Source organism: Paenarthrobacter sp. NPDC089322 (assembly GCF_040684895.1).
Lineage (GTDB): Bacteria > Actinomycetota > Actinomycetes > Actinomycetales > Micrococcaceae > Arthrobacter.
On sequence record NZ_JBFBGW010000017.1, the window covers coordinates 59,686 to 82,523 of the forward strand.

24 protein-coding genes are annotated in these 22,838 nt (G+C 65.6%); 17 read left to right on the plus strand and 7 right to left on the minus strand.

The features are described 5' to 3' along the window. Positions 1 to 34: 34 nt before the first annotated feature. Positions 35 to 1,315: a serine--tRNA ligase gene (gene serS / locus AB0N65_RS15920; RefSeq protein WP_364163687.1), complete on the plus strand. Its 1,281-nt coding sequence runs from the start codon at positions 35 to 37 to the stop codon at positions 1,313 to 1,315. Positions 1,316 to 1,335: 20 nt separating this feature from the next. Here the strand turns inward: serS and AB0N65_RS15925 are convergent, their stop codons facing one another. Next, positions 1,336 to 2,244, minus strand: a complete 909-nt coding sequence (locus tag AB0N65_RS15925) for a hypothetical protein (RefSeq protein ID WP_364163559.1) — start codon at positions 2,242 to 2,244, stop codon at positions 1,336 to 1,338. 362 nt (positions 2,245 to 2,606) lie between these two features. Here AB0N65_RS15925 and AB0N65_RS15930 point away from each other — a divergent pair, with 362 nt between their 5' ends. From AB0N65_RS15930 to AB0N65_RS15940, 3 genes are all read left to right on the plus strand, one after another. Beyond that, positions 2,607 to 3,452 carry an HAD family hydrolase gene (locus tag AB0N65_RS15930; protein ID WP_364163562.1) on the plus strand — a complete coding sequence of 282 codons (846 nt, stop codon included), beginning with the start codon at positions 2,607 to 2,609 and terminating at the stop codon, positions 3,450 to 3,452. 42 nt (positions 3,453 to 3,494) lie between these two features. Further along, positions 3,495 to 4,331, plus strand: a complete 837-nt coding sequence (locus AB0N65_RS15935; protein ID WP_364163564.1) for an AraC family transcriptional regulator — start codon at positions 3,495 to 3,497, stop codon at positions 4,329 to 4,331. Between the two features lie 88 nt (positions 4,332 to 4,419). After that, on the plus strand, positions 4,420 to 4,815 hold the full coding sequence (locus AB0N65_RS15940) for a DUF1761 domain-containing protein (RefSeq protein WP_364163567.1): 396 nt from the start codon (positions 4,420 to 4,422) through the stop codon (positions 4,813 to 4,815). A 42-nt stretch (positions 4,816 to 4,857) separates the two neighbouring features. Here the strand turns inward: AB0N65_RS15940 and AB0N65_RS15945 are convergent, their stop codons facing one another. Beyond that, on the minus strand, positions 4,858 to 5,307 hold the full coding sequence (locus AB0N65_RS15945) for an SRPBCC family protein (RefSeq protein WP_364163570.1): 450 nt from the start codon (positions 5,305 to 5,307) through the stop codon (positions 4,858 to 4,860). Between the two features lie 32 nt (positions 5,308 to 5,339). Next, positions 5,340 to 6,083 carry a GAF and ANTAR domain-containing protein gene (locus tag AB0N65_RS15950; RefSeq protein ID WP_364163573.1) on the minus strand — a complete coding sequence of 248 codons (744 nt, stop codon included), beginning with the start codon at positions 6,081 to 6,083 and terminating at the stop codon, positions 5,340 to 5,342. A gap of 141 nt (positions 6,084 to 6,224) precedes the next feature. Here AB0N65_RS15950 and AB0N65_RS15955 point away from each other — a divergent pair, with 141 nt between their 5' ends. Beyond that, the gene (locus AB0N65_RS15955; protein WP_364163576.1) at positions 6,225 to 6,995 is read left to right on the plus strand and encodes a sigma-70 family RNA polymerase sigma factor; all 771 of its coding nucleotides are present in this window, start codon (positions 6,225 to 6,227) and stop codon (positions 6,993 to 6,995) included. 15 nt (positions 6,996 to 7,010) lie between these two features. Here the strand turns inward: AB0N65_RS15955 and AB0N65_RS15960 are convergent, their stop codons facing one another. Beyond that, on the minus strand, positions 7,011 to 7,979 hold the full coding sequence (locus tag AB0N65_RS15960; RefSeq protein ID WP_364163579.1) for a glycosyltransferase family 9 protein: 969 nt from the start codon (positions 7,977 to 7,979) through the stop codon (positions 7,011 to 7,013). Positions 7,980 to 8,065: 86 nt separating this feature from the next. On the opposite strand from AB0N65_RS15960, the gene AB0N65_RS15965 reads away from it, so the two are divergent. From AB0N65_RS15965 to AB0N65_RS15995, 7 genes are all read left to right on the plus strand, one after another. Continuing rightward, positions 8,066 to 8,608 carry an HAD-IIIA family hydrolase gene (locus tag AB0N65_RS15965; protein WP_364163582.1) on the plus strand — a complete coding sequence of 181 codons (543 nt, stop codon included), beginning with the start codon at positions 8,066 to 8,068 and terminating at the stop codon, positions 8,606 to 8,608. Continuing rightward, positions 8,605 to 9,696: a glycosyltransferase family 9 protein gene (locus AB0N65_RS15970; RefSeq protein ID WP_364163585.1), complete on the plus strand. Its 1,092-nt coding sequence runs from the start codon at positions 8,605 to 8,607 to the stop codon at positions 9,694 to 9,696. The genes AB0N65_RS15965 and AB0N65_RS15970 overlap by 4 nt, the downstream gene beginning before the upstream one ends. Further along, entirely contained in the window at positions 9,693 to 10,799 is a 1,107-nt protein-coding gene (locus AB0N65_RS15975) for a glycosyltransferase (RefSeq protein ID WP_364163588.1), read from the plus strand. Before AB0N65_RS15970 ends, AB0N65_RS15975 begins: the two co-directional genes overlap by 4 nt. Beyond that, a complete protein-coding gene (locus tag AB0N65_RS15980; protein ID WP_364163591.1) occupies positions 10,796 to 12,064 on the plus strand; it encodes a glycosyltransferase in 1,269 nt (422 codons plus the stop codon). The genes AB0N65_RS15975 and AB0N65_RS15980 overlap by 4 nt, the downstream gene beginning before the upstream one ends. After that, on the plus strand, positions 12,061 to 12,777 hold the full coding sequence (locus AB0N65_RS15985; protein ID WP_364163594.1) for an SIS domain-containing protein: 717 nt from the start codon (positions 12,061 to 12,063) through the stop codon (positions 12,775 to 12,777). The genes AB0N65_RS15980 and AB0N65_RS15985 overlap by 4 nt, the downstream gene beginning before the upstream one ends. Continuing rightward, positions 12,774 to 14,231 carry a PfkB family carbohydrate kinase gene (locus AB0N65_RS15990; RefSeq protein ID WP_364163597.1) on the plus strand — a complete coding sequence of 486 codons (1,458 nt, stop codon included), beginning with the start codon at positions 12,774 to 12,776 and terminating at the stop codon, positions 14,229 to 14,231. The genes AB0N65_RS15985 and AB0N65_RS15990 overlap by 4 nt, the downstream gene beginning before the upstream one ends. 61 nt (positions 14,232 to 14,292) lie before the next feature. Further along, entirely contained in the window at positions 14,293 to 14,988 is a 696-nt protein-coding gene (locus AB0N65_RS15995; protein WP_364163600.1) for an SDR family oxidoreductase, read from the plus strand. Here the strand turns inward: AB0N65_RS15995 and AB0N65_RS16000 are convergent. After that, a complete protein-coding gene (locus AB0N65_RS16000) occupies positions 14,954 to 16,120 on the minus strand; it encodes a glycosyltransferase family 9 protein (protein WP_364163603.1) in 1,167 nt (388 codons plus the stop codon). The genes AB0N65_RS15995 and AB0N65_RS16000 overlap by 35 nt on opposite strands. A gap of 110 nt (positions 16,121 to 16,230) precedes the next feature. On the opposite strand from AB0N65_RS16000, the gene rfaE2 reads away from it, so the two are divergent. Together rfaE2 and AB0N65_RS16010 are read left to right on the plus strand one after the other, a co-directional pair. Continuing rightward, a complete protein-coding gene (gene rfaE2 / locus AB0N65_RS16005; RefSeq protein WP_364163606.1) occupies positions 16,231 to 17,838 on the plus strand; it encodes a D-glycero-beta-D-manno-heptose 1-phosphate adenylyltransferase in 1,608 nt (535 codons plus the stop codon). Positions 17,839 to 17,865: 27 nt separating this feature from the next. Further along, on the plus strand, positions 17,866 to 18,903 hold the full coding sequence (locus AB0N65_RS16010; RefSeq protein ID WP_364163609.1) for an NAD-dependent epimerase/dehydratase family protein: 1,038 nt from the start codon (positions 17,866 to 17,868) through the stop codon (positions 18,901 to 18,903). Position 18,904: 1 nt separating this feature from the next. Here AB0N65_RS16010 and AB0N65_RS16015 read toward each other — a convergent pair whose 3' ends face one another. Next, the gene (locus AB0N65_RS16015) at positions 18,905 to 19,987 is read right to left on the minus strand and encodes an aromatic acid exporter family protein (RefSeq protein ID WP_364163612.1); all 1,083 of its coding nucleotides are present in this window, start codon (positions 19,985 to 19,987) and stop codon (positions 18,905 to 18,907) included. A gap of 185 nt (positions 19,988 to 20,172) precedes the next feature. Between AB0N65_RS16015 and AB0N65_RS16020 the strand changes: the two genes are divergently transcribed. From AB0N65_RS16020 to AB0N65_RS16030, 3 genes are read left to right on the plus strand one after another with little or no spacing between them, the layout of a single operon-like run. Next, positions 20,173 to 21,090, plus strand: coding sequence for a hypothetical protein (locus tag AB0N65_RS16020; RefSeq protein WP_364163615.1), 918 nt, complete (start codon positions 20,173 to 20,175; stop codon positions 21,088 to 21,090). Continuing rightward, positions 21,087 to 21,518 (plus strand): phage holin family protein, encoded by a 432-nt coding sequence (locus AB0N65_RS16025; RefSeq protein ID WP_364163617.1) that lies wholly within the window; start codon positions 21,087 to 21,089, stop codon positions 21,516 to 21,518. The genes AB0N65_RS16020 and AB0N65_RS16025 overlap by 4 nt, the downstream gene beginning before the upstream one ends. Next, on the plus strand, positions 21,515 to 22,090 hold the full coding sequence (locus tag AB0N65_RS16030; RefSeq protein WP_364163620.1) for a DUF3618 domain-containing protein: 576 nt from the start codon (positions 21,515 to 21,517) through the stop codon (positions 22,088 to 22,090). Before AB0N65_RS16025 ends, AB0N65_RS16030 begins: the two co-directional genes overlap by 4 nt. 92 nt (positions 22,091 to 22,182) lie before the next feature. Here AB0N65_RS16030 and AB0N65_RS16035 read toward each other — a convergent pair whose 3' ends face one another. Continuing rightward, positions 22,183 to 22,782 (minus strand): hypothetical protein, encoded by a 600-nt coding sequence (locus tag AB0N65_RS16035; RefSeq protein WP_364163623.1) that lies wholly within the window; start codon positions 22,780 to 22,782, stop codon positions 22,183 to 22,185. Between the last annotated feature and the right edge of the window lie 56 nt (positions 22,783 to 22,838).

Sequence of the window (22,838 nt, forward strand, 5' to 3'; positions counted from 1 at the left end):
AGGGAGGGCACGTCCGATTCGATACTCTTGTGTGGTGATCGACGTAAAAGACCTCAGCGAAAACCCGGACAAGTTCCGTGCCAGCCAGCGCGCCCGTGGTGCCGACGAGTCCGTTGTGGACGCGATCATCTCCGCCGACTCCGACCGCCGCGCCGCGCTGATCCGCTACGAGACCCTCCGGGCCGAGCAGAACGCCTTTGGCAAGAAGGTGGCACAGGCCAAGGGCGAAGAGAAGCAGGCACTGCTGGCAGAGGTCAAGGAGCTGGCCAACTCGGTGAAGGCCGCTTCCGCGGAAGCCGATGCCGCACAGGCCAAGCAGGACGAACTCCTGCGCATCATCCCCAACCTGATCGTCGACGGCGTGCCCGAGGGTGGCGAGGACGATTTCGTGGTGGTGAAGACTGTGGGCACCCCACGCGAATTCCCCGACTTCGAGCCCAAGGACCACCTGGAAATTGGTGAGCTGATCGGCGCCATTGATATGGAACGCGGCGCCAAGGTTTCCGGTGCACGCTTCTACTTCCTGCGCGGGGTCGGCGCGCGCCTGGAGATGGCGTTGCTGCAGATGGCCATGGACCAGGCCATAGAGGCCGGCTTCATCCCCATGATCACCCCCACTTTGGTGCGCCCGGAGACCATGCAGGGCACCGGTTTCGATGTAAAGCACGACGCCGAGATCTACCGTCTCGCTGAAGACGACCTTTACCTTGTGGGAACCTCGGAGGTGGCCCTCGCCGGCTACCACGCAGACGAAATTCTGGACCTAACCAACGGTCCGATCCGCTACGCCGGCCAGAGCTCCTGCTACCGCCGCGAGGCCGGTTCCCACGGCAAGGACACCCGTGGCATCATCCGGGTTCACCAGTTCAACAAGGTGGAGATGTTCATCTACACCACGGTCGAGGAAGCCGCTGCCGAGCACGAGCGTTTGCTGGCGTGGGAAGAGGAGATGCTGGCCAAGTGCGAGCTTCCCTACCGCGTGATCGACACCGCCGCCGGTGACTTGGGCATGTCCGCGGCCCGGAAGTTCGACTGCGAAGCCTGGGTTCCCACGCAGAACGCCTACCGCGAGCTCACCTCCACCTCCAACTGCACCACCTTCCAGGCCCGCCGCCTCAACATCCGCGAACGCGTGGTCACCGAGGAAGGCGTCGCCAAGGGCACCCGTGCTGTGGCTACTTTGAACGGTACGCTGGCCACTACGCGCTGGATCGTGGCATTGCTTGAGCACCACCAGAACCCTGATGGCTCCGTGAACGTGCCCAAGGCGCTGCAGAAGTACCTGGGCGGGCTCGAGGTCCTCCCGGTTCTCTAGATCACCCTCCAGCGGACAATTCACCCTTGCGCGCGCTGGTGAATTGTCCGTTTGGCGGTGTTGGGTTCCGGCGCAAGTCCGGCCGCGAGGAGTTTTGCTGTGAGCTTGGCCGGATCGTTGGCCGTGGCCCAGTCCCAGCGCACCACTGTGAACCCCATGGCACGCAGCCTGTCCTCCCGTTTTTTCTCGGCCAGTACGGCTTCCCGCGCGCTCAGGCCACCCAGATACTCGTCCTGCAAGTACTTTGCATCGCCATCGAACTCACCGATAATTCCCTGGTCACGCCAGAAGAAGTCTGTACGGGCAACGAAGCCCATGGCGTCGTGGAACTCGCACTGCAACTCGGGAGCTGGAAAGCCCAACAGGTGCATCTGCGCACGACTAAGAGATTCACCCGCAGATCCGGAATTCTTATCAGCGAAGCTAAGAATAGAGTTCACACGCTCCCTCTTGGCGTGGGAAGCCAGGTTCTCGGCTGCCATGCCGAGTGTGGCTTTACTCGTGACAAGCGAAGGAAACCTCGATGCACTGATGGCGTGGTCGGCCAGGACGACTCCCTTGCTGAATGAGCCTCTGGCAAGGACATCCACCGCCGTTCGCGGCAAGTCGGTCAGTCGCAACCCGCGGAGGGCCACCGTGCCGGTGGAGTAGTAGTGCCGGTAAATGCCGTACCCCCGAACTCTCTCAAGTCCGGTAGCGTGGGACGGGCCGACGACGGCTGCGCAGGTGCTGGAGCTTCGGGCCCCGGCATGTCCGCGCGAAGCGTTGGCCAGGTGGATGTGCGATGGAACGCCAACAACTTGGAGGCCCCAGAACACCGCCGCTGTTTCAAAGCAGAATTCCGCGGACGGGTTCTCTGCAGCCACTGCCCGTGCAGTTGCGGCGTATCTCTGCCAGGGCTTGAGCCCGAGCCAATGCTGCTTGTCCACGTAGATTCCTTTGCGGACTCTGACGAGCTCGCCCTTCTTGTACCGGCGGCTAAGCTGCCGTGTACTTCCTGATTCCAGCCCATGCCGGGCAGCTACTATGAATTCGTTCCGGTAGTCCATGAGCAACTGTTGCCCTACGGGGACCACGTGAACACGGGACGTGCACCGCTATGTGGATAGCCCCAGTGACATTCACCTCTATGTGGACAATTCACCACGGGATGCGGGGGTGAAATGTCCGCAGGTGGGTGAAAAGTGGCAGGCGGGGGCGGGGGCCAGGGTCTCAACTGTTCACTCCCCGTTAAGCCCCTGCTGTGGTCCCGGTCCTAGTGGGTGTCGGTAGGGTCTGCTCTACTGGAAGCATGACTATTTTGACTGATACTCCAGTTGCTGGCATCGATGACCAGCCAAATAACAACAACAAACTCATGATCGCCCTGGACGTTGACGGTACCCTGGTGGACCACGATGGCCACATGTCCCCTGGCGTCCGCAGCGCCGCGCAGGCAGTGGTGGCCAAGGGGCACGACGTCATGATCGCCACGGGCCGCTCCCTCAATGCCACGCTCCCGATCATCGAGCAGATCGGCCTGGAGCGTGGGTACGCGGTGTGCTGCAACGGTGGCGTGACCCTCTGCCTCGATCCAAACCTGGACGCCGGGTACGAGATCATCCACAAGGCCACCTTCGACCCCGCACCCGCCCTGAAAGCACTCCGCGAGCGGCTGCCCAACGCCAAGTACGCGCTGGAGGACGAGGACGGCAACTTCCTCTCCACCGAGCGCTTCCAGGATGCGAGCTTTGGTGTGGAAGCAATCGGCGTCGACTTCCAGACCATGCTGGACTCCACGGCCGTCCGCGTCGTTGTCTTCAGCAGCGAGAACACCTCGGAGGAATTCAACGCGGCCATTCGCCACATCGGCCTCTCCGGCGTCACCTACTCGGTGGGCTGGACGGCCTGGCTGGACATCGCCGCGGAGGGTGTCACCAAGGCCAGTGCGCTTGAGGCCCTGCGCCTTCAACTCGGCACTGACCCGGACAACACCCTCGCCATCGGCGACGGCCGCAATGACATCGAGATGCTCACGTGGGCAGGTCGCGGTGTGGCGATGGGCCAGGCTCCCGAGGAAGTCCTCGCCGTTGCGGATGAGGTCACCGCGTCAGTGTTCGACGACGGCGCCGCCCTGGTGTTGCGCGGCCTTCTGTAACTGCCCGCTCACCTTCGGAGGGGTAGCTCCTAGACTGGGCCTGTGCTCTACGAGGAGATCCCGGCGCCACCCGCGCTGCAGCCGTTCGTCACACAGCTGTGGTTTGTCCGCGGCCGGCCGAAGACCAGGTATGAAAAAATCCTGCCCGGCCCTTCGGCCCACTTGGTCCTCAACCTCTCGGACCCGTACCGGCTCATCACCCCGGGCGATGGCGTGGAAGCCGCAGCCACGGAGGTTTCCGCAGGCTTCTACGCCGGACTTCAACGCAGCTACCTCATCAGCGAGAACCCGGACCGGCTATTCAACGTCGGTGCCCGACTGACTCCCTATGGCCTGGCGGCGTTCACCCCCCAGCCGCCATCGACGTTCCAAGGCAGGGTAGTGGACGCTGAAAGCGTGTTTCCGGGCTTCACCGACCTCCGGCCGAAACTACTCAAAGCGGAACCGGCTGGGGCGTTCACGGTGCTGGCCACCTTCCTCGCGGACCGGATCCGCAAGGGTTATCAACCTGATCCGCGCACGGTTGACGCCGTGGAAACCCTCGCGGAACGGGACGTGGAAGTAGCGGTGTTGGCTTCAGGATTGGGCATCAGTTCGTCCACGCTTGAGCGGATCATGAAGCGGGATTGCGGGACGACGGCCAAGACGTACTCGGACGTCTGCCGTTTCTACAGGTTCGTCAACCAGGCCGCGGCGCTTCCGCCGGGCGCCGTTCCGGGCCGGGAACTGTTGGGCTTGGCGGACTACTACGACCAGCCCCACCTGATCCGCTCGTTCCGGAGATTCAGCGGCTTCACGCCCACGGAGTATCTGCAGGTGGTCCAAAGCCATGGGGCGGAGTATGCGACCTTCGTTCCGTTGGAGGACGTTGCGAGCTAGCGGCATCCGTGCGGCTTTTTTACAAGACGCCGTCGGTACCGAGGCATAGGGTCCACTCAGAACCTGAAGACCCGGGAGAGGACCCACCATGGAAGTAAACATCAACTGGCTGGCCGTAGTGCTGGCGGCTTTGGCCACGTTCGTTGTGGGCGGTCTCTGGTATTCGCTGCTCTTCGCCAGGCCATGGCAGAAAGCGGCAGGCGTTACTGACGAGCAATTGAAGTCCGGAACGGCGAGGGTGTTCGTGGGGTCGTTCATCCTGGCGCTGGTGATGGCCGTGTTCCTCGCAGCCTTCATTGGCCGGGAAGGAGCCGTCTTTGGCACGCTCGCCGGCTTGGCTGCGGGTGTTGGTTGGGTTGCCACGGCACTGGGCGTGAACTACCTTTTCGAACGCCGCAGCCCTGTGCTCTTCGCTATCAACGGCAGCTACAACGTGGTCACCTTCACCGCGATGGGTGCCATTATCGGAGCGCTCCAAGCTTAGAGTTCGCGCGCGCCCGGACCCGACCCCGGACCACGGAAGCAATCAGTCCAGCCGTCCCCGCCACGCCCCGGTTTCACGCCCGCGGTCTTCGATGAATTCCTTGAACTTGTCCAGGTCCGCGGCCACCTGCATCTCGTCAGCGGACAGCGCAGCGCCGGCTTTCTCGATGAATCCCTCGGGCTCCCACTCCAGGGTCACGCTGATTCCGCAATGCTCAGGTCCGAGGTTGTCGAAGCGGACGGTCCCGGCGTTACGTGGTTGGTCGATGCTTTCCCAGCTGATGACGGTGTCAGGCACCTGCTGGGTGATCCGGGCGTCGTATTCACGCTTGACCCCGCCGACTTTCGTGGAGAAATGGAGTGTTGCGTCGTCGATTTGGCGGACATTTTCCACGCCGCTCATGAATTCCGGAAACTTCTCGAATTGGGTCCACTGGTTGTAGGCCACGGACACGGGTACCTCCACCTCAACGGCTTTGGTGACGGTTTGCATGGGTAACACCTCGTTTGGTTGGACGGAAGGAACTACTTGAAGTGGGTCTGGACTGGTCCGCCGCCTGCCGAATCAACAATGGCTTGGGCGACGTCCCGGAGCTTGACGTTCCGGTTGCTTGAGGCCTTCTTGATGAGTTCGACGGCTTCCGCCTGGGTACAGCGGTTTTGGGCAATGATGATGCCGGTTGCAACGTCGATGACCGTGCGGGACGCCATGGCAGCCCGCAGGTTGGCGGCCGTCTGGCTGTGCTGGGCGATGAGGACTGCCAAGCGGAGGCCTTTGGAGGCCTGCTCTACATAGTCGGTGGCGCGCTGCACGCTGGCCTGGTCGAAGCCGCCGGTACGTTCGGAGTAGAGGTTAAGCCCGGCCTTGGCAGCGTTGTCGGTCAAGGGAAACGGGACGGCCAGGACTGAACGGATGCCTTGCTTGGTGGCTACCTCGTTGTACTCGGGCCAGGTGTTGTCCCTCCCGAGGTCCGGGATATGTACCAATGTGCCCTCCCGCGCGGCGGTTAGGCAGGGGCCGTCCGCGAACTGGTATTGGAGTTCATCGAGCGATAAGGCGCGCTCACTGCTGCTGGCGACCGTGGCTGCGGCACGGTGCCGAAGCATGGTGATGCCGCAGAAAACTTCCCCGCCCGGGCTGCTGAACATGGCAGCGGAGTGGCGTGCGAGTTCGGTCAAGAATGCCTCGACGTCGGGGGTGTCGAGCAGCAGGTCCTGGATGTCTGCGGCCACGGGTTGCGGTTCTTCAACAAGCTGGGGGTCTTCCATTGGATCTCCGATCCCTGGATGAGGCTACCCTCCGAGCCTAGTCCTGTATACCCGTTGAAAGCTAATAGTAAGTGTGCTTCTCTTTTTTAAGAGTCTTGCCGTGGGCTCACCCTTTCCAACAGGTCTAAGGATTGAAGCCCCATGCGACAAACCCGACCATTCGACGTCCACGCGAGGACGTCCGCGCCGGAGAGCACCATCCGTCAGAGCTTCCAGGACGGCCTCGTCTTGGACCATCTCAACCTAGCCAAGTCCATCGCCGCCCGTTACTCGGCCCACACGCACGACCTCGACGACGTCCGTCAGGTTGCGTACATGGGCTTGATCAAGGCGGCGCGTGGCTATGACGAGGCAAAGGGCATAAGCTTCCCGGCTTACGCCGCCCCTACGATCGCCGGCGAGGTCAAGAGGTACCTCCGCGACCATTGCTGGGTGGTCCGTCCGCCTCGGCCTATCCAGGACGTACGGCGGCAAGTGCTGGCCCGGACAGAGGAAATGACCCAGGCCCTGCAGCGCACACCATCCCCTGAGGAAGTAGCGGCCGACCTGAAGCTCGAGCCATGCCAAGTCCGGGAGGCCCTGATGGCCGGCTCCAGCAAACGGCCCGATTCGTTGGATGCTCCCGCTGCCGAGGGCAGGGACGGCTTGCAGGGATCACTCTCCGCTTTCGGGTGCCCCACGGAGAGGCTGGAGGACGTCCTGGCCCTGCGGAATGCCATTCGGAGCTTGAGCGCGGAAGACCGGCACCTGCTGTACCGGCGCTACTACCGTGAGGAAACGCAGTCCACCATCGCCGAGGCACTGGGGATGTCCCAAATGCAGGTGTCCCGGAAGCTCTCCAAGATCCTCGTCTCCCTCCAGACGCAGCTGCTGGACGAAGAAGCCCACCGCCAGACCGGCACTGCACCCTAAGGCGCAAACCCGGCTTCAGCAGCCCAGTTCATCGACGGCGTCCAGCACGTCGCGTACGCCCACGGCCAGGAGCGCGGGGTCCGGATCCGCGGCGAAAACGTCACCACGGCGAAGTTCGACGGCGGTCAGCACCTTATGTGGTCCGGGCGGCGGACCCCATTCTTCGGCGGGCGCGGGACCAAACAGGACCACCGACGGCCGGACGTAGGCCGAGGCCAAGTGAGCGGCCCCCGTATCGGCGGAAACCACCAGCCGTGCTTCGGCTATGGTTGCCGCGAACTCGGCGAGCCCTTGCCGCCCGGCCAGCACCCCGTCGTCGAGGTTTGCTCCCTTAAGGCGCGCTAGCGCGGCGGTCTCTTCCGCGCGCCCGCGTTCGGAGGTGCCGCCCGTGAACACGACGTCGTGCCCGGCGGCCGCCAGCTCCGACGCAACGTCCGCGAACCGCTCCACGGGCCACAGCCTGCTACCGTACGCGGCGCCCACGTGGATGACGGTGGCGCCTGGCCGCGGTGAGGGGACGGAGGGACGGTGCAGGCGGAAGTCGAGGGGGTCGGCGTCAATGCCATGCCAATTCAGCAACCTGGTCCAGCGCTCGCGTTCGTGGAGGCCCGTGGTCCACTCAGGTCCCTCCAACGCAGGCAGCCCGTCCAGCTCCGGCGAGGAATGCGCCAGCACGCGGCCCGCATTCAATTCATCGATTCTCTGCCGGCTCTCCGGCCCGTTACCGTGCAGGTTGACGGCCACATCAACCACCCCGGGGGCGATGGTCAACGGGTCGTCGAGTCCCGGCGTCGGCAGGTGGTCGATGCCGCCCACCAGCTCCAGGGCTTCGGCAATCCAGCCCGGAGCGGCGTACAGGATCCTGTGCTCCGGAAAGGCCCTGCGCAGCCCGCGGAGGGCCGGCACGGCTACCAGCAGATCGCCGAGTTTCAGCGCGCGCAGGGCGAGCAAAACGGGGTGTCCGTTGCTTTTGACAGTGTCCACGATGGCCTCCCGCTAGGAGTCTAGCGGCAGGAAACTTCTCACGGCCTCGCTGTTTAGCGCGAGGAGAACTGGGGAACGTTGCGGGTATGGGAGGAACCGGAACGTTGAAAGCGGTCCTGTTTGACCGCGATGGAACGCTCGTCGTTGACGTGCCTTACAACGGCGACCCGCAACTGGTGCGGCCCATGGACAGTGCCCGTCCGGCACTCGAGAGAGTACGCCGGGCAGGACTGGCAACAGGGGTAGTGAGCAACCAGTCGGGTGTCGCGAGGGGCCTGTTGTCGCTGGGGCAAGTCACTGCCGTGAACCAGCGGGTGGAGCAGCTCCTGGGGCCGTTCGATGTGTGGGAAGTGTGCCCGCACGGGCCGGAGGACGGTTGTGCCTGCCGCAAGCCCGCGCCGGGAATGATCCTCAGTGCGTGCCGGACTTTGGGCATCGAACCTTCGGAGGCCGCCGTGATCGGTGACATCGGGGCAGACATGGGCGCCGCGCGAGCCGCCGGCGCCCGTGCGGTCCTGGTGCCCACGGAAGTGACCCGGGCTGAGGAGATTGAAGCGGCGGAGGTGGTTGCGGACGACCTGCAGCACGCCGTCGAACTGTTGCTGCAGACCCGGGTGGCACCTGCATGAGCCGCGTCCTGGTGGCCCGGCTGGACAGCATGGGCGATGTGCTCCTCTCCGGACCGGCCCTGCGTGCTGTGGCCAATGGAACGAGGCCCGATGGCAGCCGCCCGAACGACGTCGTCCTGCTATGCGGGCCGGAAGGTGCCGGTGCTGCGGAAATGCTCCCCGGAGTGACCCAGGTCCACACGTGGCCATGCCCGTGGATCGTGAACCCCGCACCCCCGGCAACCGACGAGTTGACCAACGGGTTGATCGAGTTCGTCCGGAATTCGCGGATCGAGGAAGCCGTGATCCTGACGTCCTTCCACCAATCCCCGCTTCCGTTGGCGCTGCTGCTGCGACTCGCCGGCGTCAAGCGGATCACGGGCGCCTCTACTGACTATGCGGGATCGCTCCTTGACGTCAGGTTGAAACCCGGCGAGGACTTTCCCGAAGACCAACCCGAGGTGGTCCGGGCCTTGGGAATCGCTCAGGCTGCGGGCTTTGGGCTCCCACAAGGGGACGACGGCAAGCTGCACATCAACCCGTCCCCCGACCCGGATGACGAGCTCGTGGAAGAGCTGGCAAGCAAGGGCCCCTACATTGTGGTCCATCCGGGGGCAGCTGCTCCGGCGAGGGCCTGGCCTGCGCTCCACCACGCGGCCGCCGTGGAACTCTTGGAGGCGTACGGGCACCGTGTGGTGGTCACGGGCGGGCCGGGAGAAACGTCACTCACGGCAACGGTGGCCGGCCCTTCCGCCCAGAACCTCGGCGGACGTACCAACCTGAGGACGCTGGCGGCGGTACTCGCGCGCGCCGCCGTCGTGGTCACCGGCAACACGGGACCCGCCCACCTGGCTGCAGCGGTCGGCACGCCGGTGGTGTGCTTGTTCGCACCTGTGGTTCCGGCAATTCGCTGGGCGCCGTACGGGGTGCCGATGGAGCTGCTGGGCGATCAGGAAGCCGCGTGCCGGAACACAAGGGCGCGCAACTGTCCCGTCCCGGGCCACCCGTGCCTCAGTTCAGTAACCCCTGAACAGGTTTTGGAAGCGGTGGAACGTCTATTGGGTGGAGTTTCCTCCCTGACCACGCGAAGAAAGGTGTGGAAACCATGAGGATCCTGGTGTGGCATGTCCACGGCGGATGGATGGAGGCATTCGTCCGCGGTAAACACGAGTACCTCCTTCCGGTGGAGCCCGACGGCGGCCCTTGGGGCTTGGGGCGCGGCGGCCGTGAGTGGCCGGTCACCGCGCAGGAAGTCGAACTGGCTACGCTCGACCCGGACACCGTGGACGCCGTGGTCCTGCAGCGGCCCGAAGAGATCGCGGCTGTGGCCCGGACGCTCGGGCGAAGGCCGGGCGTGGACCTGCCCGCTGTCTACCTCGAGCACAACACTCCCAAGGGCGACGTCCCGTTCACCCTGCATCCGCTCGCCGACCAGCACAACATCCCCGTGGTGCACGTGACCCACTTCAACAAGCTCTTTTGGGACACCGGCTCAGCGCCAACAGTGGTGATTGAACACGGCATCCCCGATCCCGGCCTCCTTTACACGGGAGAGCGCGAGGAAATGGGCGTGGTCGTGAATGAGCCTGTGCGCCGGGGCCGGGTGACCGGGACCGACCTCCTGCCCGACTTTGCCGGCGTTGCTCCGCTGCGGGTGTTCGGAATGGGGACAGAGGCCCTGCCCGAAGCACTCAACCTCAAAGGATTCGGGCTGAGCGAGGAGCGGCTCCGGATTGCCGGCGATGTGCCCGCCCCGCAGTTGCATCAGGAGTTGGCCCGGTGCAGGCTCTACCTTCACCCCCTGCGGTGGACGTCGCTGGGCCTTGCCCTGCTGGAGGCCATGCACCTGGGCATGCCCGTGCTGGCACTTTCCACCACTGAAGCTGCACGTGCCGTCCCGCACGGTGCAGGACTGGTCTCGAACGACGTGGACGAACTCCAGCGGTTCGCCCGCCGGCTCCTCGATGACCCCGACGACGCGTTCGCGATGGGCATGGTGGCACGCGAGGCCGCCTTGGAACGCTACGGACTTGCCAAGTTCCTCACCGCCTGGGACGAACTCCTGGCCGATCTTGGCAAGGAACTGCGGGTTCGCAGCCCGCAACCCGGAACGGAACACCGCCCGCCAGCCGACGCGGTTTCCGTCAACCATGACACGTCCGTCGGCCACGACTCTTCCGTTGGCCATGACACAGAGAGGACGCACCCATGAAGATCTCCATGGTTTCCGAACACGCCAGTCCCTTGGCCGCCCTGGGAGGCGTGGATGCCGGAGGGCAGAACGTCCACGTTGCGGCGCTTTCCTCCAGCCTGGCCGACCGCGGCCACCAAGTCACCGTCTATACGCGACGCGATGATCCCGACCTCCCTGCAACGGTGCAGGTTGCTCCGGGTCTCACCGTGGTGCACGTCGACGCAGGTCCGGCCAGCCGCCTCCCCAAGGACGAACTGCTGCCCTTCATGGGCGAACTCGCCGACGGCATCTGCGAGCATTGGGCAGGCCAGGGCCCGGACGTGGTCCACGCACACTTCTGGATGTCCGGGCTCGCCGCTATCCAGGCTTCCCGGCGGTCCGGCGCAGTGGATCCGATCCCCGTGGTGCAGACGTTCCACGCGCTCGGCTCAGTCAAGCGCAGGCACCAGGGCTCCGCCGATACCAGCCCGCCCGCCCGTGCCTGGCTTGAACCGTGGGTAGGCCGCACAGCTGACTGGGTCATCGCCACGTGCCCGGATGAGGTCTTCGAACTCAAAGCACTGGGCATCAGCCGTTCCAAGATCTCCATTGCCCCCTGCGGCGTGGACCTCAACCTTTTCCCGGGAACCGCCGACGCCGAACCCAAGTCCCGCACGCACCGCATCCTGAGCGTCGGCCGCCTCGTGCCCCGCAAGGGAGTGGACCTCATCATCCAGGCCCTGCCGCTCCTCGCCCAGGCGGGCTTTGACGACGTCGAACTCCTGATCGTCGGTGGCTCCGGCGACGCCCTGACCCTCGAGGAAGACCCGGAAGCCCAACGGCTCCGTGCCCTGACGAAGGAACTCGGGGTGGAGGACAAGGTGACCATGCGAGGCCAGGTTCCACGCGATGCCATGCCCGGCATCTTCCGCAGCGCCGACGCCGTGATCTGCACACCTTGGTACGAGCCGTTCGGCATCGTGCCGCTCGAAGCCATGGCCTGCGGCGTGCCCGTGGTGGCTGCCGCCGTCGGAGGACTCCGCGAGACCGTCGTGGACCAGAAAACCGGACTGCACGTCCCGCCGCGGGACCCCGAAGCAATCGCCGACGCCGTGGGGCGGCTCCTCGGCGATCCCGCCCTGCGTGCCGATATGGGGAAAGCCGGCATGCGCCGCGCCCGCTCACGCTACTCCTGGGACCGCATCGCGGCCGACACCGAGAAAGCGTACCGATCCGTCCTGGCCGCCGGGCTCTCCCGACAGGCCGGAGAAGGCCTGGAACCACTGGAAGGAACGGCACTGTGACTATGAAACCCATGCCCGTAACCCGTCCCATCCCGGATACTGTGCCCGTCGGCTGGGCCGGGTCACCGGACCTCCGTGGATCCCGCACCGCCTCGGAAGTCACCACGCACCTGGACAATGTGTTACCGGCACTTGAGTCGCTGCGCTCGCAGGCAGGCCGGCTCTCCGAATGGGGCACTGAACTGGCGCACCGGCTCCTCGCAGGGCAGCGGCTGCTCGCCGCGGGCAATGGAGGGTCCGCTGCGGAAGCACAGCACCTCACTGCCGAGCTCGTGGGAAGGTTCGACGCCGAGAGGGCACCGTTCTCCGCGATCTCCCTGCACGCTGAGTCGTCCGCCGTGACAGCACTCTCCAACGACTACGGCTACGAGGAAGTCTTCGCCAGGCAGGTGCGGGCGCACGGCCGGGCGGGGGATGTCCTTATTCTCCTGTCCACGAGCGGCCGCAGCCCCAACCTGCTCAACGCCGTGCGGGCAGCCAAGGAACGCGGCATCACCACATGGGCATTGACCGGCACCGGCCCCAATCCGCTCTCCGACGCCTGCGAACAGGCAGTGATGGTGGACGCCATCGCTGCCAACGCCCAGGAAGGACACCTCATCGCCGTCCACGCGGTGTGCCGCGCCTTCGATGCGGAAGTCGCCCGGCGGTCCGGAGCCTACCCTGGCCAGAACGCAGCCCACCCCGCCCCCGGCAAGGGAACGCCGTCATGAAAGTGACAGTGGTGGGCGACGTCCTCCTGGACGTGGATATCAACGGCAACGCAACACGGCTCAGCCCCGACGCGCCCGTTCCGGTGGTCGACGTCGTGGATGTCCGGCATCGGGCCGGCGGTGCAGGCCTCGTGGCCACGCTCCTTTCGAACGATGGCCATGACGTCAAGCTGGTCACCGCAGTATCGGACGACGACGGCGCGAGCCACCTCCGGCGCGCCCTGGCGGGTATCGCCGTGCTCACCGGAGCCCCGCTCGCCCCGACGCCCACCAAGACGCGCGTCCGGATCGGATCGCATCCCATGGTCCGCTTCGACGAAGGGTGCGCCCCGGCCCCGACCCCTGCATGCACCCGGGAAATGGTGGACGCGATCGTATCCGCGGAGGCGGTGGTCGTGGCGGATTATGGCCGCGGAATCACCGCCAACCCTGAGATCAGGGCGGCGCTCGCAGAGGCTGCCTGCCGCGTCCCGGTGGTGTGGGATCCGCATCCTGCCGGTTCGGAACCTGTGCCGGGTGTCGCCGTCGTGACCCCCAACCTCGCGGAGGCGCTGGCCGTGGCCAAGGCGGCAGGGCTGGATCCTTCACGGACCGGACCTGCAGAAGCGGGGCGCCATCTGCAGCAGCGTTGGCGCAGCTCGGCCGTGTTGGTGACGCGTGGGGAGGATGGCGCTGTCCTGGTGGGTTCCTCCGGGGACACCAAGGACATCCCCGCGCCCAGGACTTCCGTGACGGACCCGTGCGGCGCCGGTGACCGGTTGGCCGGGAGCCTCGCAGTGCACTTGGGGCGCGGTGTGGAACTGCCGGAGGCTGCTGCCCGCGCGGTGGAGGATGCTTCGGCGTTCTTGGCCAACGGGGGTGCAGCGTCGCTCGCCGTGCCGGCCAGCGCGGAGGATCGCGCGGACGGTCGGGCCGCTGAATCCGCGGACGTATCCACCCGGGTGAGTCCCGTCGTCGAACTCAAAGGGCTCGGACTGGTCAACGGCCCCGCCGGCCTGGAACCCGATGGGGTCCAACTCGCCGAATCCGTCCGTGCGAAGGGCGGGACCGTGGTGGCCACCGGAGGGTGCTTCGACCTTCTCCACGCCGGACACGCCCGGACGCTCGCCGCTGCCCGCAGCATGGGCGACTGCCTCATTGTCTGCTTGAACTCCGACGAATCCGTTCGCCGCCTCAAGGGGGCTCATCGGCCGATCGTCAGCCAGGAGGACCGCGCGGAACTCTTGCTGGCGTTGTCCTGTGTCGATGCCGTGGTGGTTTTCGGAGAGGACACGCCTGAGGCCTGCCTGGACCGGCTCCGGCCCGACATTTGGGTCAAGGGCGGCGATTACGAACCCGAAGAACTGCCCGAAGCCCGCCTGATCGCCGGTTGGGGTGGCCGCTGCGTCACGGTTCCCTTCCATCCGGCACGTTCCACCAGCGGCCTGGCTGAAGCCCTGGCCAAGGTCGGCTGACCCAAACCTGCTCCAGGAAAGAATCTGCTCCAGCTAAGAAACGACCAACGAAAGGAAACGCATGAACACGCAAACACCTGGCCGCGTCATCGTCACCGGAGGCGGCTCCGGCCTTGGCGCCGCGATCGTGGAAGCCATCAGCAACGCCGGTGGCACACCGGTGGTCTTTGACCGGAACATCAGCAACGTCTCCCGAGCCAAAGCGTTCGAAGTGGATGTTGCCAACCGTGAATCCGTTGAAGCCGCCGTCAAGGAGGCTGCGGAGAGCCTCGGCGGGCTGGACGGGGTGGTGACCGCCGCGGGCATCGACCGCTGCGGCAAGTTGGCCGACGTCCCGGCGGAGGAGTGGGAGAAGGTGATCGGGGTGAACCTCCTTGGCACCGTATCCACCGTGCGCGCAGCACTGCCGTACCTCAAGGAATCCCGTGGCCGCGCCATCACCATCGCGTCAACGCTGGGCCTGCGCGCCCTGCCGGACGCCACCGCGTACTGTGCTTCCAAGTTCGGCGTGATCGGGTTCAGCCGCGCGTTGGCCGCGGAAACCGGGGGAGTTATCGGCGTGACCACCATCATCCCCGGCGGCATGAAGACGCACTTCTTCGACGACCGCGATGAGCAGTACAAGCCGCAGGACGACTCCAAGCTCAACGATCCCGCCAACGTGGCCTCGGCCGTGGTGTTCGCGCTCTCGCAACCGTTCGGCAGCGAGGTCCGCGAACTGCTCATTTGCCCCGCAGAAGAAGGCTCGTGGCCGTAAGGTCCAGCACGTCCTGAACAACGTCGGCCACGGCGATGCCCCTGATGAGGGTGTCGTCGTGGCCGCAGTGCGGGGCCGTCCAACCAACCTGGGTGACATCGGCCCCGCAGCGTGGGCACTGCGTTACCCAGGACATGTGGATGCGGTGCATGCTGCGTCCACGCGGTCCCGCGTTGAATACGTTGCCCACCCAGAAGATCCCCACCGTCGGCGTCCCCAACGCCTGTGCCAAATGGCGTGGGCCACTGTCACTGGCCAGCATGACGGTGGCCGAGTCCAGCAGCGCGGCAAGGTCCCCAAGATCCAACTCGCCGGCGACCGACCGAACGGCCTCCCTGTCCCCGCCGCTCAGTTGCTTGGAGGCAAGTTCGGCCACGTCCTGGGCCAGCGCCTTCTCGGAACGGTCTCCCACTACAAGCACCTGGGCACCTTCCAGGGCGGCGCCCGCCGCCGCTTCTGCAAAGTACGACGCCGGCCAGCGCCTTCGCGGATCGGTGGCACCCGGGTGGACCACAAGGAGCGAACCACGGGTTGCATCCCTTAATCCGCTGATGTTTTGTTGGTGTTCGGCGCGTGGCCGCAAAGGTGGAGCGATGATGGTGGGGGCACCGGCCAGGCCAACCACCTCAAGCCAGCGGTCCGGCTCGTTCTGGTAGTAGATGTAATCCAGGTTCCGTTCCAGCGCTTGTGCGTCCCTGGTCCGCGTGCCTACCGTGTGCAAAGCGCCAAGGCGGAGCAGGAAGGGGTTCGAGTAGCGTCCTCCGCCGTGCATTTGCAGTGCGAGGTCGAACCTTTGCTCCTTCATCGCGGTGAAGAAGTCTTCCGTTGCGTCCGGGTCTTCCGTATCCCCGGCGCCGGCGTCGCGCACCCCTTCGGCGAACGGGAGGATCTCTACTGTGTCCACCGGCCCGTCTGTTGCCGCCGCAAGTGCCGCGTGGATGGGTGTGCCAAGAAGCGTGACCGTGGCGTCCGGGTAAGCCGCCTTCAGAGCATAAAGCGCGGGGTATGTGTAGATCAGGTCCCCCAAGCCGCCCCCGCGCAGGACGGCGATGCGCTCCACGTCCGGATACTTCTCCAAGAGCGGGCCAACGCCCAAGCCGGAACCTATGGCGGAAGGTGGGGGAACGACCATGAGTACATCCCTTCATCGTGGTGGAAAACTCCCGGGCCCCGCGTGTGAAGCGCGGGCAGTGGGGTACCTGAGGGGAACAGGAACATGCCGCCTCTACCGGAAGGTACCCAATGGCACGCCTATCCAATCAAGAAGGTTTGGCCGAATGGCTGCCCCGCCGCTTGGCCGAGGAACGCCCCGTGGTAACAGTCATCGGCGATGCAATTCTGGACGGCTGGTGGGATGGGCTGATTGAACGCTTCTGCCGTGAAGCGCCCGCCCCCGTGGTCCAGGTACAACGCCGCGAGTTCGCCCCGGGCGGTGCTGCAAATACGGCGATGAACCTCGCTGCCCTCGGAGCGGACGTCAGGTTCGTTTCGCTCGTAGGTAAGGATTCCGCGGGTGAGGAGCTCACCGGCCGGCTTGCCGCCGCCGGGGTGGATATTGCCGGGGTCGTGCCGCATCCGGACATGCTCACCACCACCAAGTTCCGCGTCATCAGCGGGGGCCAGGTGATGCTTCGCCTGGACGACGCCGCTTCCGAGGTGCCTGCCGCAGGTCTTCAAGAACTGGCCCGTTCCATCCCTGGCGCTGTGGCCGGCGCGGATGCCGTGGTGCTGTGCGATTACGAAGCCGGTGCCCTGGATGGGCCTGTGCGTGCGGCCGTGCTTGATGCGCTCGGTCCCGACGGGCAGCTTGGAGTTTCGGAACAGCCCGGCAGCGCAGGACAGTCCGGCCGGGATGGACAGTCCGGCCGGGATGGACAGTCCGGCCGCGCAGGACAGGGCACCCTGGTGGTGGTGGACGCCCACCACCCTGCGCGCTGGGCTGAACTCAAACCCGACCTCGCCACCCCCAACGCCCAGGAAGCCGCCACCCTGCTTGGTACGGAGTTCCCCGGCGGAGCCGCACGGTGCCCCTTCGTGGAAGCGCACGCAGACCAGATCCTTCGCGCTTCCGGTGCGGCCGCCGTCGTCGTAACCCTGGACCGGGAGGGGACGCTGACGCTGCGTTCCAGCGGAACCGGGCAACGGCCCCCGTCGCACAGGACCTGGGCACGTCCCGAGACGGAGAAGCAGGCCTCGGGTGCCGGCGATACCTTCGTAGCGGCGTTGACCCTGGCCCGCGCGGCAGGGCTGCCCCTGACCACCAGCGTGGACCTGGCGCAGGCTGCGGCGGATGTGGTGGTCCACAGGCCCGGCACGTCGGTATGCAGCACGGAAGAGCTCGCGCGGCACCTGGGTGGATTCGCGGATACCGCGCTCACAGCCGATGAGCTGGCCCGGCAGGTGGAGGCGCACCGCAGGGAAGGCCGCAGGATCGTCCTGACCAATGGCTGCTTCGACGTCCTGCACCGCGGCCATACCCGCTACCTCAACCAGGCCAAGCAACTGGGCGATGTGCTGGTGGTGGCGCTCAACAGTGATTCTTCCGTGCGGCAGCTCAAGGGGCCGGACCGTCCGGTCAACCATGAAGCGGACCGCGCCGCCGTCATTGCCGCACTCAGCTGCGTGGACCATGTCACGGTGTTTGATACGCCAACGCCCATCCCGCTGATCGAGCTCCTCAAGCCCGACGTGTACGCAAAGGGTGGCGACTACACGCCGGAAATGCTGGCGGAAACGGAAGCGGTGGAACGCTGCGGCGGCATCGTGACCATCCTGGACTACGTGCCCGAACACTCCACCACCGCCGTGCTGGAACGCATCCGCTCCACAGGCGATAGCCCGCAAACCTAGACGGTTGAAAGCAACCGAGGAGATCCCATGCGCATTGTCATCACCGGCGGGACAGGTAACGCCGGCACAGCACTCCTGAAGCGACTCCAGCGTGCCCGTTCGGAAGAGGGCGCCGACTTGGACCTCGTGGGCATATCCCGCCGGGAACCGGACAAGGACGCAGCCCCCTATAACGGGGTCCAGTGGCACAGCCTGGACGTCGGCGATTACAAGGACCGCGAAACCTTGGAAAAAGCCGTTGACGGAGCGGATGCCGTGGTGCACCTGGCCTGGCAGATCCAACCGAACCACAACCGTGAACTGCTGCGTCGCACCAACGTCGCAGGCACCGCGCACGTCCTCGGGGCAGCCAAGAAAGCCGGAGTGGGCCAAGTCGTGTGCGCATCCTCCGTCGGCGCCTATTCGCCGGCGCCCAAGGAACAGCGGACCAAGGAAGGATGGCCGGCCGGAGGTATCAAGGGTTCCCACTACAGCGTGGACAAGGCGGCACAGGAACGGCTTCTGGATAGCTTCGCCAAGGAAAACCCGGAGATCGTGGTGGCCCGCCTGCGTCCTGCCCTGATTTTCAGCGGCGAGGCCGGCAGCGAGGTAGGGCGGTACTTCCTTGGACGGGTCATCCCACGACTCATTCCCGCCAAACCCATGCTGCCGGTGCTCCCGATCCCCAAGGAACTCGTCTTTCAGGCAGTCCACTCCGACGACGTTGCCGATGCGTACTGGCGGGTCCTGGACCGGCGGGCGGAAGGTGCGTTCAACTTAGCCGCCGAACCCGTCCTGGATCCCAACGCGCTGGCGTGGATTTTCAAGGCCCGGCGGCAGCTGCCGTTGCCGCTTCCGGTGCTGCGCGCCGTCGTCGACGTCTCCTGGCGACTGCGGCTGCAGGCGACCGACGCAGGTTGGGTGGACATGGCGGCCGGCGCGCCCATCATGGACACCAGCAGGGCGCACGAGTTGTTGGGGTGGATGCCGCGGCGGTCCTCGATCGAAGCCCTGACGGAAATCCTGGACGGGCTGGGTGCCGGAAAGGGGCGCGAGGCGTCTCCTCCGCTGACGCCTCGCTCGTAGCCTATTCCGCAGTGGAGACCGCGGTGATCATCCGGCGCAGGCTCATGGCCACTGAGGCTGCTGCGTTGACGGAGGCCTGGCCGGCAGCAGCCTCCGTCACGGCATCTCCGAGCGCCGCCACGCTCTCCCGTGCGTCGGCCAAGCGGTTCTTCAATTCGCCGGCGTCGCCGGTGCGCCATTGATCGATCATGCCGGCCGCCGACTCAAGCGCTTCGGAAAGGTTCTCCAACACGCTGTCCGGGATCACCGTTCCGGCGTTTTCCTCCCAGATCACACTCGCCAGGACATCGGTGATGTCCTGGACGTGGAAGGTCAGCCGTTCCACCGTTCGCAGCCCGGCCAAATCACTCGGCAGGCGGGAAGCACGACGCCGGGACCGCGGATTCGCTTTGGCGCTTAGTTCCGCTTCGTGAACGGCTGCCCGCACGGCTGCCGCGGTTGCTGACAGTTCGCCGCTGCGGCTTGCCCACGCCTCATGGTTGGGCGGCCAGGATTCCTCCATGGCGCGGGCCATGTCCGTGAGTTGGCGTGAAAGGGCGCGCTGGTGTCCGGCGAGGGCGGGATCGATTCCTTCGAGGTGCAGCGGCGGAAATACCAGCCAGTTGACGGCGAACCCTACGGCAACGCCCATGGCCATCTGGAGGACATAAGCGAACGAGAAACCTTGGGCGTTGGAGTCGCCGAGGACCAGGACGAACAGGGCGGCCATGGGAATCCACTCCGAGGCCGTGCCCAAGCGGGGAAGGCCCCCGATCACCACTCCCAGTCCCACCACTACTGCCACTGCCAACGCCGTGGGCGCCGCGACCGTGGTCACGGCGAATGCCATGCCGATCCCCAGAGTCAGCCCAAGGAGGCTTTGCAGCCCGTGTTTGGCGGAGTCGGCCACCGTGGGGTGCATGCTGACCAGGACCCCAAGGGGTGCATAGTAGGGGTAGGACGCGGCTGGTCCGGGCATGAAGGGTGCCAGGTACCACGCCAGGCCCGCGGCAACCGCAGTTTTCGCGGCGAAGAGGAGTCGGTGGGGCGTCACGGTTTTTCGAAGCGCGGGGATCAGCCGCCGCCTTAGGGGCTTGTGGCTCATTGATCCAACGTAGGCAGGTCACCTGCCGGCTGTCGAGCGCAGCTCGGGACTGGCTGAACGGTAAACAGACTTTTTTATTGAGTGTGATTGAAGCCCGGACAAGCGGGTACACACCCATTGATAGTAACGATCCTTACTATCCCGGCTGCTGTCCGCAGCCTGCCAACTGTGGAAAGAGAGCGACAATGACTGAGAGCCAATCGCCGCAGGACGGAAGCTTCGCGGCGCCACGAACTGGAGTCCCTGCAGGGACCGAGCCTTATTCCGGAAGCTACCTCGACGCGCCGGTCGAAACCGAAACCACCGCCGCCGGCACCACCGGCAGCACCGAGTCATCGGGCAAGGTCGAAACCGCCAAGCAAGAAGCCGCGGGCGTTGCTGGTGCAGCACGCGATGCCGCTGGTGGTGTCGTGGATACAGCCAAGACCGAGGCCTCGCATGTGGCTCAAGAGGTCAAGCTGAACGCGCGCCAACTGCTTCACCAGACCAAGGGGGAATTGACGGACCAGGCCGCAACCCAGCAGCAGCGCGTTGCCGAGGGCCTGCGGTCCATTTCCGACGAACTGTCCACCATGGCTAATGCCTCCAACCAGGGTGGAGTTGCCTCCGACCTGGTCCAGCAGGCCGCCCAGCGTTCCTCCTCCATAGCCAATTGGCTGGAGAACCGGGACCCGGGTTCGCTCCTGGATGAGGTCAAGGGCTTCGCACGCCGTAAGCCGGGTGCGTTCCTCCTGATCGCCGCCGGTGCGGGTGTCCTCGCTGGAAGGCTCGGCAGGGGAATGGCAGATGCCGCCTCCGCCGATGCGTCAACCACCACGACCACGGCCGCACCACGCGCTGAGTACTACCCCACCTCGCGGGGTGCTGCAGTCACTCCGCCGGCCGTTGATCTGCCCGGGCCGCAGACCACCACCGCAGGGTACGGAACTGCCGCCGGGTATGGCGCTGCCACCACCACCGGATACGGTGCCGGCACCACGGGTGGCCTCGAAGGCTCCACCGTCCCCTACCCCGAGACGGAAGCCGGCGGCGTCAAGTCCCAGGGCGACCCGCTCGCAGGACCTTTGGACCCGGATAACCCTGAGTACGGGGGTCCACGATGAGTAGTCCCGCCGACCTGCCTCCCACCGAAGCCCATGCGAAAGCGGAATCCGTACCCCTTGGCGAGTTGCTGAGCGACCTCTCCCGCGACGTTTCCACGTTGATGCGCCAGGAAGTTGAGCTGGCCAAGGTAGAACTCAAGGAGTCCGCCACAAAGGCCGGGAAGGGCGCCGGCATGCTCGCCGGTGCCGCTTGGGCCGGCCATCTCACCATGCTGTTCCTGTCCCTCGCACTGTGGTGGGCCCTCGGCCAACTCATTGGCCTGGGATGGTCCGCCGTAGTGGTGGCCGTCATCTGGGGCATCGTCGCGGCGGTCCTTGCCACCGTGGGACGCAAGGAACTCAACACCATCAAAGGCCTGCCCCGCACGGCCGAGACAGTCAAGGAAATACCTCCAACCTTCAAACCGAATACTGAGGAGACACGATGACGCAGAACCCCGACGCCCTGCGCGCCGGCATCGAAGAAACTCGCCGGCGGCTCAGTACCAATGTTGATGCCGTAGCGGACAAGGTCACCCCCTCGCACATCGTCAACCGGAGGGTAGACAGGATCAAGACTGCCGTGTTCGGTGCCCGGGACGACGTCCAGTATCGGGCCGGCCACGCTGCGCACAGCGCCCAGGATGCCGTTTCCGGTGTTGTTTCTGATATCGGGGACGCACCCCAGGCGATTACCCGCAAAGCCCAGGGAAGCCCTATCGCTGCCGGACTTATCGCATTCGGTGCAGGCTTGCTCGTTTCGGCGCTGATCCCGCCGTCGGACAAGGAGCGCGAAGCTGCCCAGGCCGTGAAGGAAGCAGCCCAGCCGCTGACGGAGGAACTGAGCCACGCGGCCAAGGAAGTGGCCGAGCACCTCAAGGAACCTGCACAGGACGCTGTCCAGAACGTCAAGGAAAGCGCCACGGAGGCCGCAGCCAACGTCAAGGACGAGGGCCAGGCCGCTGCAGCCGATGTCCAGGATCGCGCGACGACCGCCAAGGACAACCTCGGCAATCAGTAGTTCCTGAAAGTTTGCCCAACTGAGTCGCAGTTGATGCCGTTTTGACCCGTCAGAACGGCAACAACTGCGACTCAGTTGCGTGCGGGCGCGGGTTAGCGGACTTCCAGGATCATCTGAAGCAAGCGGGCAGCTGCCGGGCGGGCGGCATGCTCCTCAGCCCACTGCGCACGCGCCAGGGCCTTGCTGACTGCCTGGGTGGTAATTCCCAGTTCCTGCGCGACCGCCCTTTGCTGGCCACGGACACCCGGCGTGAGCAGGTCAAGGACGCGCCACTCTGCCGCGCTGCGATGCTGGACGATGTGGCCGAGGAGTCGGAGCACTGCCTCGGCTTCCGCTGCCAAGGCTGTGAAGGGGCCGTCCACGGCAACGGGGATCCGTTCCTTCCCGTTGCGAAGGCGATCCACCGCACGCCTCGCGTACACCAAACCGTGCCCCGACGCGTCTTTGACCAGGTTGGGCAGGGGTTCATTGATGGGCCCGGCGCCGATTCCCACGTACCACTGGCCGGTGCGGAGCGCGATCAGGGCGGACTCCACAGCTTGGTGGCCGGACTCCACGATGCCCTGGACCTCATCCTCCACCGAACGGTCGAAATCCAGCCGCGCCGGAATGTGCCGCAGGTCCTTCAGGAGCTTGGGCACGAGGTCGCCGTCGCGGCGACTGTCGCGTTGGTTGATGGTCAGCGTGAACATAGTGGATCACATGCTACCGGCTGGTAGCGGCTCGGCAAGGGCTTTTTCTACTGTTA